The organism is Niallia sp. Marseille-Q9988 (assembly GCF_976954375.1).
Window position 1 is genome coordinate 58112 of the sequence record NZ_CDRJSZ010000003.1, and the last position, 15874, is coordinate 73985.

Below are 15874 nucleotides of genomic sequence, written 5' to 3' on the forward strand. Positions count from 1 at the left end.
TAACCAATATTTTATTATAAACTTCATAGAAAGGAAACGAAAGTACAATAAATTTGTAAATTTTTATGGTTTTGGAAAATGATTTGTATAGTTTTGGATTAATTTTGAAGAAATAGCAATTTTAGTTAGTGAGAGGCTTTTATGAGAAGGATGAACGCCAAAAAAGCAGGAGGAAGAGGGGAAGTTGGTTTTCATTAAAATAAAATGCCCCCTTTAAGCAAAAGAGGCATTTAACAAAAATAATTACATACTCAATCGCACAATAGCCATACACACCACTCCGAATAATACGGTAGTTAATAAGCTTTTGCTAAGAAAAGCAACAATGATAGTCGGGATAGTCGCAAGAAGGGCTTCCCAATTAATACGGATACCAGTACTTCCGCTAGTTTCTAAAAGACTTTCTACAATTAATCCAGTAAATATACATACCGGGAGATAGGAAAGCCATTTTTCAACTGGTTCAGAAATGGTGAAATTGCGTGCTACTAAAAATGGAATAACTCTCGGAATAAACGTAACAAGTGTACAACCAATTAATAAAAGAATAAAGCTAGTGTTACTCATCATTTATCTGTCACCACCCCAATTGTAGCAACAATGATTGTTGATATAATGACACTTAAGCTGCTTGATAAAAAAGTAGAGAAAACAAGCATGCATATGATCATCAATGTGATTAATAATAAATAGTGTTTCAGCTTAGTAGGTTTGATTGTTTGCAATTGCAGGATTAATAACGCAATAAACATGGCGGGCAAAGCATAATCTAATCCAAATTGTTCAGGATCTGGGAACCAGCCACCGATATATCCCCCGATTGTACATGCTCCAATCCAAACAAGGTAGGCAGTAAGATTTAGTCCATTCATCCAGCGATCATTAATAGGCTCTTTTCTAGCAATTTTCGTAATAGCTACTCCAAATGACTCGTCTGTAACAAGGCTTCCAATACCGATATTTTTCAGTACGGAATATTGTGTGAATTTAGGTGCTAATGCTGAGCTTAATAACAAGTGGCGCAAATTCACAATGAATGTAGTAAGGATAATGGCACTAATGGGACTTGCAGCTGCAATCATTGCACAGATAATAAATTGAGAGGCACCTGCATAAACAAATGTGGCAAGAAAGAAAACATGGAATACAGATAATCCAGACGATACACCTACCACGCCCATTGCTAGGCCAATGCTGATATAGCCTAGTAACGTTGGAATACAGTCCTTCACCCCATCCAAATAGGAGAGTGTTTGTTGTTCTTCTTGTTTTTCTAAATTTAAACTTTGCACGGTCAATCCCCTTTATTGCGAATTAGTAATTACATTTATTATATAAGGGAGAAAAATTTTAGGCAATGCCTTAATAGATGAAGTAGTAGGGGTGAAAATTTGTGGTTATTTTACGCAAAGTTAGAATGAAAGCCATCACTGCCATTTATTGCAGTAGTTTGGAATTCTGAAAAGAAGCGTATTAAATAATAACACAAAAATAAAAACCATTCTCATCATATCTAGAAGAATGGTTTTGTTTATATTTCTTTTCTTTTCGTGTTAATTTTTCCTGTTTTGTCTTTGTTGTTTTCGTGATTGGTACGATGGATCCCCAGGAGCCTCTTCGCATCGTTGTATCAAATCCACTTTCTCTTAACGCTTTTTCCCGTTTCTTTCTTGCCGCTGATTTAGCCATTGCGTTTCCTCCTTTTGATGTGAATCATTTCCTTAATTATACATCATAAAGGAGAACAATGTTACTAGTTATACATTGGGGTTTGAGTCAAGTATTTGTGGGAGAAATTTTTTATCGTCGGAATTTCTCTCTTTTTCAGTGTGTTTGCTATCTCTATTGTTAACGCTTTCTATACTTACTCTATTTATAGTCAGGCTGTTTTCGTAAAATTTTTTGGGATCAATAGACCGTTCCTTTCCGCTACAGGCACTTGCTTTCCGCGGGGAGGAAGTCGAGCCTCCTCGCCGTTCCGGCTGTGGGGTCTCGACCTTTCCTCTATGTCCCGCAGGAGTCAAGTGCCTTTCGCTCCAATCCACTCTGCGTTTTCTATGTTGTTAAAATCCATAACCTTTTAGAATACAGTTTACAGTTAAACGTCGACAATCCTTTTTAAAATCCTTGTAATGCTTTTAACGCATGATATAGTGGCTTTCCTGTTGTTTGACTCAAATAGGCAATGTTTTGTCTTGTTGCCTGTCCTGCTGTTTTGGTTAGTTTTTCACGGTAGTATTTTGGTTTTATATGATTTGATTCCTTCTCTTCCAATCGTTTCGTCATTGTTCCGATCAGTGTTTTAATATCTAATCCATCTTTTAAGCCAACCATGAATCGAATAAATGCATCTATTCCTTTTTCACTCCATGCCCTTCCGTTTTTCAGACGCTTGGCAAACACACTCATGGTTCCTTCTGCGCTGCCCATCGGACGCATATCACTCGTATCTATTCCTTGTTCCTGTAACCAAATTCTATAGTCTCCAAGTGCCTCGGGATATGGAGAAAGCTGGTTAATTAATGCTTCTAATCGTTCTTCTTTTTTCTCTGTATCCAGGGTCGCCACTGCACTATTTAACTCTACTAATAATCCCTCTCCATCATACTTAGCTAGCTTTTTTCGTATCGCTTTATATCTAGGATGTTCTTTAAAAATACGTTGGATTTCTCGAGCTACGTGGAATCTGTCTATCGTGAAAAAAGCTTTCTTTTGAAAATACTCTCTGCACGCAGTTATCCAACTAGCTCCGTCCCCATTGATAGCTAAAAGATGAGTAGTTGGATCGTAATGATACGTATCCATTAAAAATTGTTCTAACTCTTCCCAGAAAGGTGCTTCTGCTTTATGAATAAAATGCCGTTTTCCCACAAGACTGGCTCTCTTTCCATTCATAGACCAACCTTCATGGATAGCTGCGATCTTTTCTTCTCGTCCGCGCTTCTTACCACCTTGCCGTTTAATAAATAAGCCATCTACTTCGATAAATAATACCTTTCTTTTTGGTTCGATTGGCAAGCTCGGTACAACTTCTGTTTGTAATAAATGTTGACGAATCGCTTCATGACTAGCTACAGAGTATCCAAGTAATTTTTCTAACGTAGAAGATGCATGTCTGTATGATGGCCCAGTAACCGCCAATTCCATCGCCATTTCTTCCACAACTGGACTAAATCCTTTACCGCCCTCAAACTGTAAATATTGATCTAATAAATAGACATATTTGTTGCCGATACGATCCCAATAGTAATTTCGCTTAATTGAAACAGATCCAAATAAGGTGTCCATCTGAATCGCTCTCTTATCTTTGAGTTGATATCTTCCTTTATCTCGTTGTTCAGCTATTTCTCTGTCATACCCAGTTAACAGCTCCTCGAGAACTTCCGAAAAAGTTTCCTGTAATGTTTTAAATAAATCACTTTCTATTTCTTTTAATGTAGGTAGTTTTATGGTATTTTGTTTCATAGGGACTTTCTCCTTTTGTATGTTTTGTCCGCAAACACTACTATACAAAAAGAAAGTCCCTTTTTCTTTATTTTTGCTCATACTACCGCGCTTGCGTTTGGTTGGCGGTCTAACGACCACCAACCAAACCAGAGGGTAAATTATTTTCTACCCACAAACATTTTACTCATACTACATTGGGATGTTAAGAAATCGACTGTTTCGATAACTTAGGATGTCGATGCATCATTGCAAAAAGAAAAATACCGCTTGCTAATAAGAGAAAGCTGGTTGAAAAGAATACCATGGAGAAACCAAAATTACCAGCGATTATTCCACCAAGAGCAGGGCCGATAATATTTCCGAGAAAACGGAGACTTGTTTCATACCCCATTACTTCTCCTTGCATGGCAATTGGTACTTCTTGACGAATATAAGCTATACGTACTGGAACCATTCCACCAATCGCTACACCAAGAATAAAGCGGATAATAAGTAATTGCCAGTATTGATTAACAAATCCCCCTGGAAAATAAATGATCCCAGCAATAAATAAGAGAATAACAAGTACTTTCAGATGACCTGAGCGATCTCCCATTTCTCCCCATTTCCTTGCCATTAGCAAGTTACCTAATCCTGCTGCTGAGAAAGCTAATCCAGCGAAAAAGGCAATGTTCTCAGGTCCGTGCAAGTCACTGACATATAGAGAAAGAATTGGTTGGATGCTAAAATGGGCAATTTGAATAAAAGCCGAGATAAGTAGTACGGTGATGAAAACAGGATTCTTAAGAATATGGGCTAATACCTCTTTGCTTGTATAACTGCTTTTCGTACCCTTTTGAACAGGGAGAACAAATTCTTTCGTCGTAAATACTAGAATGGCAGAAATAAAGATTGCAAGTGAGGTAAATCGGAAAGTCGCTCCATAGCCGAAGCTATCTGCTAAGACGCCTCCAAGCAATGGACCAATCAATGCCCCTGTAATACTTCCTGTTTGTAATGTTCCTAACACTTTTCCCGCAACTTTTTTTGGTGTTTGAGTGGAGATAAATGCTTGAGACATTGGGATAAAGCCAGTAAAAAATCCTGTGAAGAACCGAAGAATAAAAACTTCCCATACAGAATTAGCGAAACTCATAAGAAATATCGATATACCAAGCCCGATTGCCAAGATGATAAGAATTGTTTTTCTGCCAAACTTATCGCCAATTTTTCCCCAGATTGGCGAAAATAAAAACGCTGCTACAAAGGTGACAGAGAAACAAAGTCCTGACCAATGTTGAACAAATTCTGGCGAATATTGACCAAAGGATTCAATATAAAGCGATAAAAATGGGAGAACCATGGTCATACAGGCACTTATAAAAAAGTTGGCAAACCACATGATTCCTAAATTGCGTTTTGAATATTGTTGGTTTTCCATTTTGTAAAAACACTTCTTTCTAATATAGTAGAAAATTTTTCATTAAAGGCCTCCTCCATCTAGGATGGAAAGAGAATTCGAAAGGAAGGACGAGGAGATTGTAAAAAACAGCACAAACAATTTCGCTTAACTAAATATTAGTTTAACGTAAAATTTACATAAAAGAAAGTATTTTGGATGTTTTTTTCCAACAGATGTTCGATGTTTAATAAAAGAAGAAGAGGTATCTATCAAGAAAAGACTGTAATGTAGTGGTTGTAGAGTTGCAAAGGAGTGAATAATTAACTGAAATTACCAATGGAGGATTTTCATACTTTTTTATTGGAATTCTTGTGAAAAATAATTAAAATGCATTTGTTTTTCTAGAGTATACAAATGTATTTTTAGAAAGGATAGCACTTGATTATTTAGTGTGAAATAGTGATAATAGCGATAGTGAATAATTTTGAAAATTATTACTATTTAACAATTAGTGGGAGTTGTCGAAATGAAGGTTGTCAAATTTGGGGGTAGTTCATTAGCTACGGGGAATCAATTGGAAAAAGTATTGCAAATAGTTAAAGCAGATAAGGAGAGAAGGATTGTTGTTGTATCTGCACCTGGAAAAAGATATGAAGAAGATACGAAGGTTACAGATTTATTAATCCAATGCGCAACAGCTGTCATAAATGGGGATAGCCCTTCCCCTTATTTAGAGGAAGTGTTAGCCAGGTATGCAAATATTGCCAAAGAATTGGATCTTTCCAGTGATATCATAGCAAATATAAAACGAGATTTATTAGAACTAATAAATAATTCCGCTGATAAAGATGCTTTTATGGAAGCGATGAAAGCTAGTGGCGAGGATAATAATGCAAAATTAGTTGCACACTTTTTTAAAGATAGAGGATTAGATGCAATCTATGTTAGTCCGAAAGAAGCGGGCTTAATTGTAAGTGATCATCCTGGAAACGCTCAGGTGCTTGCTGAATCATATAATCGACTATTCACTTTAAGGGAACAAAAGAACATTATTGTTTTCCCAGGCTTTTTTGGATACAACGAATCAGGAAAAGTTGTTACTTTTTCAAGGAGCGGCTCCGATATAACTGGTGCGATTCTTGCAAATGGAGTGAAGGCGGATTTATATGAAAACTTCACAGATGTTGATGCAGTATACTCCGTCAATCCTTCCATTGTTAAACAGCCAAAAGAAATAAAGGAGTTAACCTATCGGGAAATGCGTGAATTGTCTTATGCTGGATTTTCTGTATTCCATGCGGAAGCACTTATACCGGCTTACCGTGCAGGAATTCCTGTACAAGTAAGAAACACGAATAATCCTTCAGCACCAGGAACAAGAATTGTTGCATCAAGAAGCAATACAAATGGACCGGTAGTTGGAATTGCTAATGATAAGGGATTTTGTTCTATTTATATTAGTAAATACTTAATGAATCGTGAAGTTGGCTTTGCAAGAAAAGTCCTATCCATATTAGAGGAGTATCATATTTCTTATGAACACATGCCGTCTGGGATTGATGATTTAACAATTGTTTTGCGTCAGGATCAATTAACTGGAAAAAGCGAACAAGAAATATTAGCAAAAATCTCCGATGAATTACATGTAGATGAGATAAAGGTAGAGCATGATTTAGCACTTATCATGCTTGTAGGAGAAGGCATGCGTCATAATGTTGGTACAAATGCCCGTGCATCTAAAGCACTTGCAGAAGCAGGAGTAAATATTGAAATGATAAACCAAGGATCATCAGAAGTAAGTATGATGTTCGGCGTGAAAGAAACAGTCGTAAAAAAAGCGGTAAAGGCAATTTACGAAGAATTTTTTCAATAATTTAACGCGGAAATGATAATGCTATAGCAAAGAAATATTAGAGGATGCAGGGAAAAGAATAGGAAAATTTTTTGAAAAAGAAGAAGTTCAACTTTCAAATCTTTATTTGAAAAGGGGCTTCTTCTTTTAATTTATGTCTATTATTCAAATCTTGAGAAATTTTAAAAAGTTTTCTTGTATATAAATTAACAAAAAGTTATAATAAATGCATTACAAAAGATAGATATATTAAGATAAGATTGGTTATGGAAGAGTTTTTTTATCTGTTATTATCGGAAAATTCTATATTATATAAATATAAAATTTTACATCAAAAGAGGGGGAATTACATTGAAGAAAAAAGGGTATTTATTTGCTTTATTTATGTCGATAGTACTAGTTCTAGCTGCATGTGGTACAAGCTCAGAAAAATCAAATAGTGATGAAGAAGGCAAAAAGAAATTGAGAGTAGTAACCGACGCGGCCTATGCACCATTTGAATACATGGATAAAGACAAGATTATAGGTTTTGATGTGGATATTTTCACTGCTGCTGCAAAAGAAGCAGGATATGATTTTGAAATTGTTAATGTTGGATGGGATCCTGTTTTTGCGGAATTAGAAAATGGAACAGCAGATGTAGGTTTATCTGCCATTACGATTAACGATGACCGATTAAAATCTTATGATTTCTCTATTCCTTATTTTGAAAGTACTAATAAAATTTTAGCTCCAGAAGGAACGGATATTGAAAAAGCTGCTGATTTGGTAGATAAGACAGTAGCAGTTCAAGCAGGAACAACAGGTGCAGATGCAGTGGATGCACTATTAGGAAATGGCAATGAGAAAGTGAAAAAATTTGAGAATAATAATTTAGCTATTCTTGAAATGAAAAATAATGGTGCAGATGCAGTTGTTGCAGATAATGCAGTACTAGAAACCTATGCTAAAAATAATCCACAGGATAACTTTACGGTTATTGAAGATAAGGAAGGATTCGAATCTGAATATTATGGTTTCATGTTCCCTAAAGGAAGCGAAATTGTGGAGGATTTAAGCGAAGGGCTTAATGCGATTTTAGATAATGGAAAATATGCAGAAATATATAAAGAATGGTTTGGTCAGGAACCAGATATTGAAAATTTAAAAGCACAACAATAGAAATATTACAGATGAGGAAGGGTACTCAAAAATAGGCATTTCCCCGCTTGAACAATTAGGGAGCACAAATTTCTTCCATATTGTAGCTAAGTGAGGGAAGGTCCTTCTGAGTACCTTTTTTTAAAGAAATTTGAGGTTTTCTATTACTTAAAAAGTAAATGGATAGCAGTAATACTGTTTTTTGGAGGAGAAGTAATGGATTTTAATTTCACGATAATTTGGGAATATGCTGATTTATTTAAAAAAGGTATATTAGTAACCATTCAATTATCCTTATATGCAATTGTGTTTGGGACCATTTTAGGATTATTAATTGGTCTTGGTAAAATAGCAAAAAATCAGTGGATTTCCCTTCCGTTTCGCTGCTATATTGCGGTTTTCCGTGGAACGCCCCTTTTTGTACAAATCTTAATTATTCATTTTGGGTTCATCCCGTTATTCTTGAACACTACAAATGCTATGGTAGCAGCAATAGTCGCATTATCGCTAAACGCGGCTGCTTATATTGCAGAGATTTTTCGAGCCGGAATTGAATCTATTGACCGCGGACAGATGGAAGCTGCAAGGTCTTTAGGAATGACCCATGTACAGGCAATGCGCTACATAATCCTGCCACAGTCAGTAAAACGAATGATCCCACCACTTGGCAATGAATTTATCGTTTTGATTAAAGATTCCTCTTTAGCAGCGGTTATAGCTGCACCGGAGTTAATGTATTATGCAAGGCTCATGATGGGGCAATATAATCGAGTTTGGGAGCCATATTTAACAGTAGCTGTTATATACCTAGTTCTAACTTTAACATTAAGCTTCTTCTTAACTCGTTTGGAAAGAAGGTTGAAAACAGAATGATTGTTGTAGATAAATTGAAAAAGTCTTTTGGAAATAATGAAGTATTGAAGGATATTAGTATAACGATTAACCCTCAAGAGGTAGTTGTTATTATTGGCCCTTCTGGATCTGGAAAGTCTACTTTTCTACGTTGTATCAATTTATTAGAGAGTATAACAGATGGGACCATTCACATTAAAGGGAAGAATATTACCGATAAGACAACTAATATTAATGAAGTTCGTAAGGATGTAGGCATGGTATTTCAACAGTTTAATTTATTTCCCCATAAAACGGTTCTGCAAAATATCATGATTTCTCCAATGAAGGTAAAGAAAGTATCGAAGGAAGAGGCCGAGGAAAAGGCACTGGCGTTATTAAAGAAAGTGGGCTTAGAGGATAAAGCAAAAGTATATCCTGATTCCCTTTCAGGTGGACAAAAACAGCGTGTAGCAATTGCAAGAGCTTTAGCGATGGAACCAAGTATTATGTTATTTGATGAGCCTACATCTGCCCTAGATCCAGAAATGGTAGGAGAGGTATTGGAAGTAATGAAGGATCTTGCAAAGGAAGGAATGACAATGATTGTCGTAACACATGAAATGGGATTTGCTAGAGAGGTTGGCGACCGAGTTATTTTTATGGATGGAGGATATATTGTAGAAGAAGATACTCCAGTACAGCTATTTAGTAATCCTAAGGAAGAGCGAACAATATCCTTCTTAAGTAAAGTCTTATAGGAATTTACGAAAGAGGCTGGGACATAAACATTTCATCTAGTAATAAACGCGAACAATTATGTGATTAATCCGCATGATTATTCGCGTTTTTGTTTTAGAAAAAGGTTTAAAAACGAAGTGAAATGGAGCGGAGCACGCTCGACTCCTGCGGGAAATAGAGGAAAGGCTGAGACCCCGCAGCGCATGGGAGGAGGCTCAGCTTCCTCCCCGGCGCATCGTGCGTCTGTAGCGCAATGGAACGACTTAGTTTTTACACTTAACTATATTTAAAACATAGATAACTATCATGAGAAAGTAGCTTTATTTAAAAGTTAAATTAAAGATTGTTCGTCTTTAAAGATTAGTTATTTAGTTTTGTGCCAGCCTTTTTTTATAGAATTTAGGAATGTCATTTCGTCTATAAGAAAAGAAAATTGTAAACGATAACAACCTTTATATAGAAAGATTTGATAAAAATGTAGCAGTTATAAATTTAATTCTGAATATTTTGATGATTAAAAATTCTTATTATACTTTATTGGAAATTACCGTTAATATAAAAGAAATTGAAATGAAGTATTGGTTTAAGCTCCATTTTTTCTTCTCAGGAGGTATGCCTTATTAAGAGCAAAATTATTAGGAGGGGTAGTATGTTAAAAAAATGGCATAGTGAATTAGCGCAGATGTTTGATCAAATGGTTGAATGGAGAAGACATTTTCACCAGTATCCGGAACTATCTTTCCAAGAGGTGGAAACACCAAGAATGATTGCTGAAATTTTAGAAGGATTCGGTATTGAGGTAAGGAGAAATGTAGGCGGTAGAGGAGTTGTTGGAAAAATCTATGGTGCGAAACCTGGAAAAACAATTGCATTGCGTGCTGATTTTGACGCTCTACCAATTCAAGATGAAAAGGATGTACCATATAAATCAAAAGTCCCTGGTGTCATGCATGCATGTGGGCATGATGGACATACTGCTACCTTATTAGCAGTGGCAAAGGTTCTTCAAGATAATAGAGACAGTATTACAGGAAATATTGTATTGCTTCATCAGCATGCAGAAGAGATGTCGCCAGGTGGAGCAAAGGCGATGATTGAAGATGATTGTTTAAAAGATGTAGATGTTGTTTATGGCTCCCATCTATCTTCTCTAAATGAATTAGGAAAGTACTATTATAAACCAGGCTATTCCCAGGCGGCAGCCGACGCTTTTGAAATTACGATTAAAGGAAAGGGCGGACATGGTTCTGCTCCTCATGAAACGGTGGATGCTATTGCTATCGGTACTGCATTAGTAAGCCAGTTACAATATATTGCTAGTAGACGGGTTGATCCATTAAATCCTGTTGTATTGTCTATAGGTTCCTTCCATGGAGGAAATGCTAAAAATGTAATTGCCGATACTGCGGTGATGACAGGAACTGTAAGAACGCTAGATAAAGATTTGCGTTTATTTATGGAAGAAGAAATTAAATTAATGGCAAATGAAATTTGCGAAAGTATGCAGGCTACTTGTGAAATTAATTATATTAAGGGTTACCCTGCAGTTTATAATCATGAGGAAGAAGTAGAGGTTTTTGAAAAGGTCATTGAAGATTCACTTGATAAGAATATGTTAGTTCGTTCTGTACCAATTATGGGGGCAGAGGATTTCTCCTATTATTTGCTTGAAAAGCCGGGTATGTTTTTTCATACAGGGGCACAGGTAGCAGATGGAAAAGCTTATCCTCACCATCATCCAATGTTCGATTTTGATGAAAGGGCAATGATTAATACTGGAAAAGCGTTCCTAAGTATTGTCGATAATTATGTATCGTCACAGGTGAAAGAAAATCTTGCTGAACCAGTTCGATAAAAAGGCATTTTCGAAAAATAAATGGGATGGGAGCGATTAATAGATGTTAGATAAATGGTACAAAGAAATCGAAGCAATGTATGACCAAATGGTAGAGTGGAGACGATATTTACACGAAAATCCAGAGCTGTCTTTTCAAGAAGTAAATACAAGTAAAATGATTGGTGACTTATTAGAAAGCTTCGGTATTGAGGTCAGACGGAATGTCGGTGGAAACGGAGTTGTCGGCAAAATTTATGGGGCAAAGCCAGGAAAAACGATTGCTTTACGAGCAGACTTTGACGCATTGCCTATTCAGGATGAGAAAGACGTTGATTTTAAATCGAAGGTACCGGGTGTGATGCATGCATGTGGACATGATGGGCATACCGCTACCTTATTAGCTGTAGCGAAGGTTCTACAAGAGAATGCGGATGACTTAGCTGGAAATGTGGTGCTGCTACATCAGCATGCTGAAGAATTGCCGCCAGGGGGAGCCATTGCGATGATTGAAGATGGGTGTTTAGATGGGGTTGATGTTGTTTATGGTGCTCATTTAGCTTCTGGTGCTGAACTAGGAAGTGTTCTTTATGGAATAGGACCTGTTTCAGCTGCAAGTGACGCCTTTGAATTAAAAATCCAAGGAAAAGGGGGACATGGTGCTTCTCCACATCAAACGATTGATTCTGTTGCAGTTGGTGCCCAAATTGCTAATCAGTTAAAACATATTGTGAGTAGAAGGGTTAACCCGCAAAAGCCTGCAGTAATTTCGATCGGTTCATTCCATGCAGGAAATGCAGGGAACGTCATAGCAGATACGGCTGAACTAACTGGAACAGTCCGCACATTCGATGAGGATGTCCGGTCCCTGATTGAGGAAGAGATGGAGCAGCTAATTAGTGGTGTATGTAAAGCATTTCATGCAGAATATGCATTTAATTATGCAAAAGGCTATCCATCTACTGTTAATACAGCAGATGAAACGAATATTTTAGAAAAGTGTTTGATCGACGTCTTACCAGAAAGCAAGCTTGTAAAAATAGAAAAACCAGGCATGGGTGGAGAAGATTTTTCTTACTATCTGCAAAATCGTCCTGGATGTTTCTTTTCGGTTGGAGCTCGAAATGAAGAAATTGATGCTGTGTATCCTCATCATCATCCAAAATTCACTTTTGATGAAAGGGCATTGCTTCATACAGCTAAAATATTTTTAAGCTTGGTAGATTATTATACGAATGCAGAAAAGACGGAGGCCTTAGTAAATAGTTCTACTATATAAAACTAGAATTAGATTCTAGCATTCTCTAAGTAGTATGCGCCTATCAGCTAGCAAACTTCTGATCACCTCTTTTGCGTAGTCAACATCAGTTCACTAACGTTCACTGTGTTTCCTTTATCGAAAGAACGTGTTCTTCCAGTTTGTACGCTGATAACCAGGCGCTTACGCTTTACGAAATAACAGGGATTAAGATTCTAAGTTAGAGACCAATCTAGCTCCAGCGCCTATCAGCTAGCAAACTTCTGATCACCTCCCTACGATAAGTCAACATCAGTTCACTAACGTTCACTGTGTTTCCTTTATCTCAGTCGGTGTTCTTCCAGTTTGTACGCTGATAACCAGGCGCTTACGCTTTATATTTAGGAGGGGAAGTATGGGGGAGAATATTTTAGAAGTGGATAAACTGCAAACGGCTTTTCGGACGGATAAGGGAGAGGTTGTGTCGGTAGAGGAGGTTTCATTTCAGCTTCAACCAGGTGAAACCATTGGTATTGTGGGAGAGTCTGGATGTGGTAAAAGTGTAACTTCTTTATCCATTATGAGGTTGCTAGGAAAACATGGATATATCAAAAACGGTTCGATTAATCTGAATGGAAATGATTTAACAAAATTAACAGAAGCAGAAATGCGTAAGGTTAGAGGAAATGAAATATCTATGATTTTTCAAGAACCAATGACCTCTTTAAATCCAGTTTTTACAATTGGTAATCAAATGGTGGAATTGATTCGTTTACATATGGGTTTAAATGCTAAGAAAGCTAAAAGCTATGCGGTAGAAATGCTTAAGAAAGTAGGTATTCCGAGAGCGGAGGTAATTATAGATGAATATCCACATGCGCTTTCTGGAGGAATGCGACAAAGGGTAATGATAGCGATGGCGCTATCTTGTAAACCTAAGCTATTAATTGCAGATGAGCCAACTACTGCATTAGATGTAACGATACAGGCACAGATTCTTGAATTAATGAAAAGCTTAAAAAATGAGTCAGAGACAGCTATTATGATGATTACACATGACTTAGGTGTAATTGCAGAAATGGCAGATAAAGTAATTGTCATGTATGCGGGACAAGTAGTAGAAGAAGCAGATGTCTTTACTCTTTTTGATGAGCCGAAGCATCCTTACACGAAAGGCTTAATCGACTCTATCCCACACCTAGAGTATGATGCTCAGGAAAAGCTATATTCCATTCCCGGTTCTGTTCCAACGTTGCAGCAAATGCCTAAAGGCTGTAGGTTTCACACACGATGTCCTTACGTGACTGAAAAATGCATTGCCGAAAAACCTCCCCATATTAGCATAGACAATAAACGAAATCATAAAGTTCGTTGTTGGCTATATGAGGAAAAACAGCAAGAGAGTATGTCAAATGAAGAGAGGGAGGTTACTGTATGAGCATAGAAACTTTACCTATAAAAGACGGAATATTCAAACAACTACAACCGTTAGTAGAAATTCAAAACCTAAAGAAATACTATCCAATTAAGAAGGGGATTTTATCGAAAACAGTTGGTCATGTCAAAGCGGTGGATGGGCTTAATTTTTCGATTTATCCTGGTGAAACCATTTCCCTTGTCGGGGAGTCTGGTTGTGGGAAATCCACTACAGGAAGAGCAATCGTAAAGCTTGATCCACTGACAGACGGAAAAGTGTTATTTGAAGGAAAGGATATGGCGACAATTCAGCATAAGGAATTAAGAAAAATTAGGACGGAGATGCAAATAATCTTTCAGGATCCCTATTCTTCTCTTAATCCACGTAAGCGAATAGGCGATTTATTGGCAGAACCATTAATTGCCCATCGACTTGCCACGAAAGAAGAGGCAAACAAAAAGGTAGACCAAATACTTGAAATAGTAGGATTAACTAAATTTCATAAAAGTAGATATCCTCATGAATTTTCTGGTGGTCAAAGACAAAGGGTTGGCATTGCTAGAGCGCTTATGCTAAATCCGAAATTGATTGTTTGTGATGAACCAGTGTCAGCATTGGACGTTTCTATTCAAGCACAGGTGTTAAATCTATTAAAAGATTTGCAAAAGGAATTTAACTTAACCTATTTATTTATCGCGCATGGATTAGGAGCAGTTAAATATATAAGTGATCGAATAGCTGTTATGTATCTAGGAAAAATCGTTGAAATTGGAAAAACAGAAGAAATCTTTAAAAATCCCAAGCACCCCTATACGAAAGTATTGTTAAGTGCTTATCCTATTCCTAATCCCCATCTTCGAAATAGAGAAAGGATTGTCGTGGAAGGAGATGTTCCAAGTCCAGCAAATCCACCAAAGGGCTGTAGATTTCATACAAGATGTCCAATGGCTCAAGCTATTTGTAAGGAGAAGGAGCCGCTATTGAATGCTACAGATCATTCAGTCGCCTGCCATTTTCCACTAAATTAAAGGAGGGAGATTTGATTGTTTCAATATATTATTAGGAGATTATTAATTGCCATTCCAGTGTTGCTGGGAGTAACTGTTTTTAACTTTTTCATTATTAACCTAGCTCCAGGTAACCCTGTGGATATGTATATTAATCCAGATACAACCCAGGCAGATATCGATGCGAAGAAAGAAGCATTGGGACTTAATGATCCTATTTACATTCAGTACTTTAGATGGCTCGGAAATCTTCTTCAAGGAGATTTTGGATTTTCTTATACCACGTATGAACCAGTATTGGACTTAGTGCTAAATAGAGTTGGGCCAACCTTACTTCTTATGAGCACTGCCTTAATTATTGCTTATATCATTGCCATTCCAATTGGAATCTTAAGTGCCACCAAGCAGTATTCGTGGATTGATTATTTAACAACTACCTTTTCCTTTTTAGGTGTATCTATTCCTAACTTTTTCTTAGGATTAGGAAGTATTTATGTTTTTGCTCTCGTTTTAAATATTTTACCTACAGGTGGGATGTTTACACTTGGTAGCAACGGTGGATTTGCTGATACATTATTTCACCTTATTATGCCAGCAGCTATATTAGGGACTGCCATTGCAGGAAGTACAGTCCGTTATGTAAGAAGTAGCATGCTAGAAGTATTGGGGCAGGATTATTTGCGGACTGCTCGAGCGAAGGGATTAAAGGAATTTATCGTTACCAACAAACATGGATTAAAAAATGCGCTTATTCCTATTATTACTATTATTGGGATGGAGATACCGATTTTAATTGGTGGGGCAGTAGTAACAGAGCAAATTTTTCAATGGCCTGGTTTAGGGCAATTAACGATTCAATCCATTTCATCACGGGACTATCCAACATTAATGGCGATAAATTTTATCGCAGCACTTGCTGTACTCTTCTCTAATTTGATTACTGATATTTTATATGCTGTTGTGGATCCAAGAATAAAGTATAACTAA

General features: G+C 36.9%; 14 protein-coding genes. 9 read left to right on the forward strand and 5 right to left on the reverse strand.

Going from position 1 to position 15874, the window contains the following annotated elements:
- Window positions 1-243: 243 nt before the first annotated feature.
- From ACWNMZ_RS04480 to ACWNMZ_RS04500, 5 genes are all read right to left on the reverse strand, one after another.
- Window positions 244-570: an AzlD domain-containing protein gene (locus ACWNMZ_RS04480; protein WP_031539531.1), complete on the reverse strand. Its 327-nt coding sequence runs from the start codon at window positions 568-570 to the stop codon at window positions 244-246.
- Window positions 567-1292 (reverse strand): AzlC family ABC transporter permease, encoded by a 726-nt coding sequence (locus ACWNMZ_RS04485; RefSeq protein ID WP_048719015.1) that lies wholly within the window; start codon window positions 1290-1292, stop codon window positions 567-569. Before ACWNMZ_RS04485 ends, ACWNMZ_RS04480 begins: the two co-directional genes overlap by 4 nt.
- A 181-nt stretch (window positions 1293-1473) precedes the next feature.
- Entirely contained in the window at window positions 1474-1689 is a 216-nt protein-coding gene (locus tag ACWNMZ_RS04490) for a hypothetical protein (protein ID WP_048719012.1), read from the reverse strand.
- Window positions 1690-2118: 429 nt separating this feature from the next.
- Window positions 2119-3465 (reverse strand): ISLre2 family transposase, encoded by a 1347-nt coding sequence (locus tag ACWNMZ_RS04495; RefSeq protein WP_048717475.1) that lies wholly within the window; start codon window positions 3463-3465, stop codon window positions 2119-2121.
- A gap of 184 nt (window positions 3466-3649) precedes the next feature.
- A complete protein-coding gene (locus tag ACWNMZ_RS04500) occupies window positions 3650-4867 on the reverse strand; it encodes an MFS transporter (RefSeq protein WP_031539538.1) in 1218 nt (405 codons plus the stop codon).
- A 487-nt stretch (window positions 4868-5354) separates the two neighbouring features.
- Between ACWNMZ_RS04500 and ACWNMZ_RS04505 the strand changes: the two genes are divergently transcribed.
- The 9 genes from ACWNMZ_RS04505 to ACWNMZ_RS04545 all read left to right on the forward strand — a co-directional run bounded on the left by ACWNMZ_RS04505 (window position 5355) and on the right by ACWNMZ_RS04545 (window position 15874).
- Entirely contained in the window at window positions 5355-6701 is a 1347-nt protein-coding gene (locus ACWNMZ_RS04505) for an aspartate kinase (protein WP_251627733.1), read from the forward strand.
- A gap of 330 nt (window positions 6702-7031) precedes the next feature.
- Window positions 7032-7841 (forward strand): basic amino acid ABC transporter substrate-binding protein, encoded by an 810-nt coding sequence (locus ACWNMZ_RS04510; RefSeq protein WP_031539541.1) that lies wholly within the window; start codon window positions 7032-7034, stop codon window positions 7839-7841.
- Window positions 7842-8036: 195 nt separating this feature from the next.
- On the forward strand, window positions 8037-8693 hold the full coding sequence (locus ACWNMZ_RS04515; RefSeq protein ID WP_031539543.1) for an amino acid ABC transporter permease: 657 nt from the start codon (window positions 8037-8039) through the stop codon (window positions 8691-8693).
- Entirely contained in the window at window positions 8690-9412 is a 723-nt protein-coding gene (locus ACWNMZ_RS04520) for an amino acid ABC transporter ATP-binding protein (RefSeq protein ID WP_251627732.1), read from the forward strand. Before ACWNMZ_RS04515 ends, ACWNMZ_RS04520 begins: the two co-directional genes overlap by 4 nt.
- A gap of 629 nt (window positions 9413-10041) precedes the next feature.
- The gene (locus tag ACWNMZ_RS04525) at window positions 10042-11247 is read left to right on the forward strand and encodes an amidohydrolase (protein ID WP_031539569.1); all 1206 of its coding nucleotides are present in this window, start codon (window positions 10042-10044) and stop codon (window positions 11245-11247) included.
- Window positions 11248-11290: 43 nt separating this feature from the next.
- Window positions 11291-12505, forward strand: coding sequence for a M20 family metallopeptidase (locus ACWNMZ_RS04530; protein ID WP_031539567.1), 1215 nt, complete (start codon window positions 11291-11293; stop codon window positions 12503-12505).
- A gap of 373 nt (window positions 12506-12878) precedes the next feature.
- Window positions 12879-13901, forward strand: coding sequence for an ABC transporter ATP-binding protein (locus ACWNMZ_RS04535; protein ID WP_235248897.1), 1023 nt, complete (start codon window positions 12879-12881; stop codon window positions 13899-13901).
- Window positions 13898-14908 carry an ABC transporter ATP-binding protein gene (locus ACWNMZ_RS04540; RefSeq protein WP_251627731.1) on the forward strand — a complete coding sequence of 337 codons (1011 nt, stop codon included), beginning with the start codon at window positions 13898-13900 and terminating at the stop codon, window positions 14906-14908. The genes ACWNMZ_RS04535 and ACWNMZ_RS04540 overlap by 4 nt, the downstream gene beginning before the upstream one ends.
- A 15-nt stretch (window positions 14909-14923) precedes the next feature.
- Window positions 14924-15874 carry an ABC transporter permease gene (locus ACWNMZ_RS04545; RefSeq protein ID WP_031539562.1) on the forward strand — a complete coding sequence of 317 codons (951 nt, stop codon included), beginning with the start codon at window positions 14924-14926 and terminating at the stop codon, window positions 15872-15874.

Excerpts from the sequence above, each read along its gene's own strand:
- ACWNMZ_RS04480 (WP_031539531.1), bottom strand. The coding sequence starts at position 570 with ATGATGAGTAACACTAGCTTTATTCTTTTATTAATTGGTTGTACACTT.
- ACWNMZ_RS04490 (WP_048719012.1), bottom strand. The coding sequence starts at position 1,689 with ATGGCTAAATCAGCGGCAAGAAAGAAACGGGAAAAAGCGTTAAGAGAA.
- ACWNMZ_RS04495 (WP_048717475.1), bottom strand. The coding sequence starts at position 3,465 with ATGAAACAAAATACCATAAAACTACCTACATTAAAAGAAATAGAAAGT.
- ACWNMZ_RS04500 (WP_031539538.1), bottom strand. The coding sequence starts at position 4,867 with ATGGAAAACCAACAATATTCAAAACGCAATTTAGGAATCATGTGGTTT.
- ACWNMZ_RS04505 (WP_251627733.1), top strand. The coding sequence starts at position 5,355 with ATGAAGGTTGTCAAATTTGGGGGTAGTTCATTAGCTACGGGGAATCAA.
- ACWNMZ_RS04515 (WP_031539543.1), top strand. The coding sequence starts at position 8,037 with ATGGATTTTAATTTCACGATAATTTGGGAATATGCTGATTTATTTAAA.
- ACWNMZ_RS04520 (WP_251627732.1), top strand. The coding sequence starts at position 8,690 with ATGATTGTTGTAGATAAATTGAAAAAGTCTTTTGGAAATAATGAAGTA.
- ACWNMZ_RS04525 (WP_031539569.1), top strand. The coding sequence starts at position 10,042 with ATGTTAAAAAAATGGCATAGTGAATTAGCGCAGATGTTTGATCAAATG.
- ACWNMZ_RS04530 (WP_031539567.1), top strand. The coding sequence starts at position 11,291 with ATGTTAGATAAATGGTACAAAGAAATCGAAGCAATGTATGACCAAATG.
- ACWNMZ_RS04535 (WP_235248897.1), top strand. The coding sequence starts at position 12,879 with ATGGGGGAGAATATTTTAGAAGTGGATAAACTGCAAACGGCTTTTCGG.
- ACWNMZ_RS04540 (WP_251627731.1), top strand. The coding sequence starts at position 13,898 with ATGAGCATAGAAACTTTACCTATAAAAGACGGAATATTCAAACAACTA.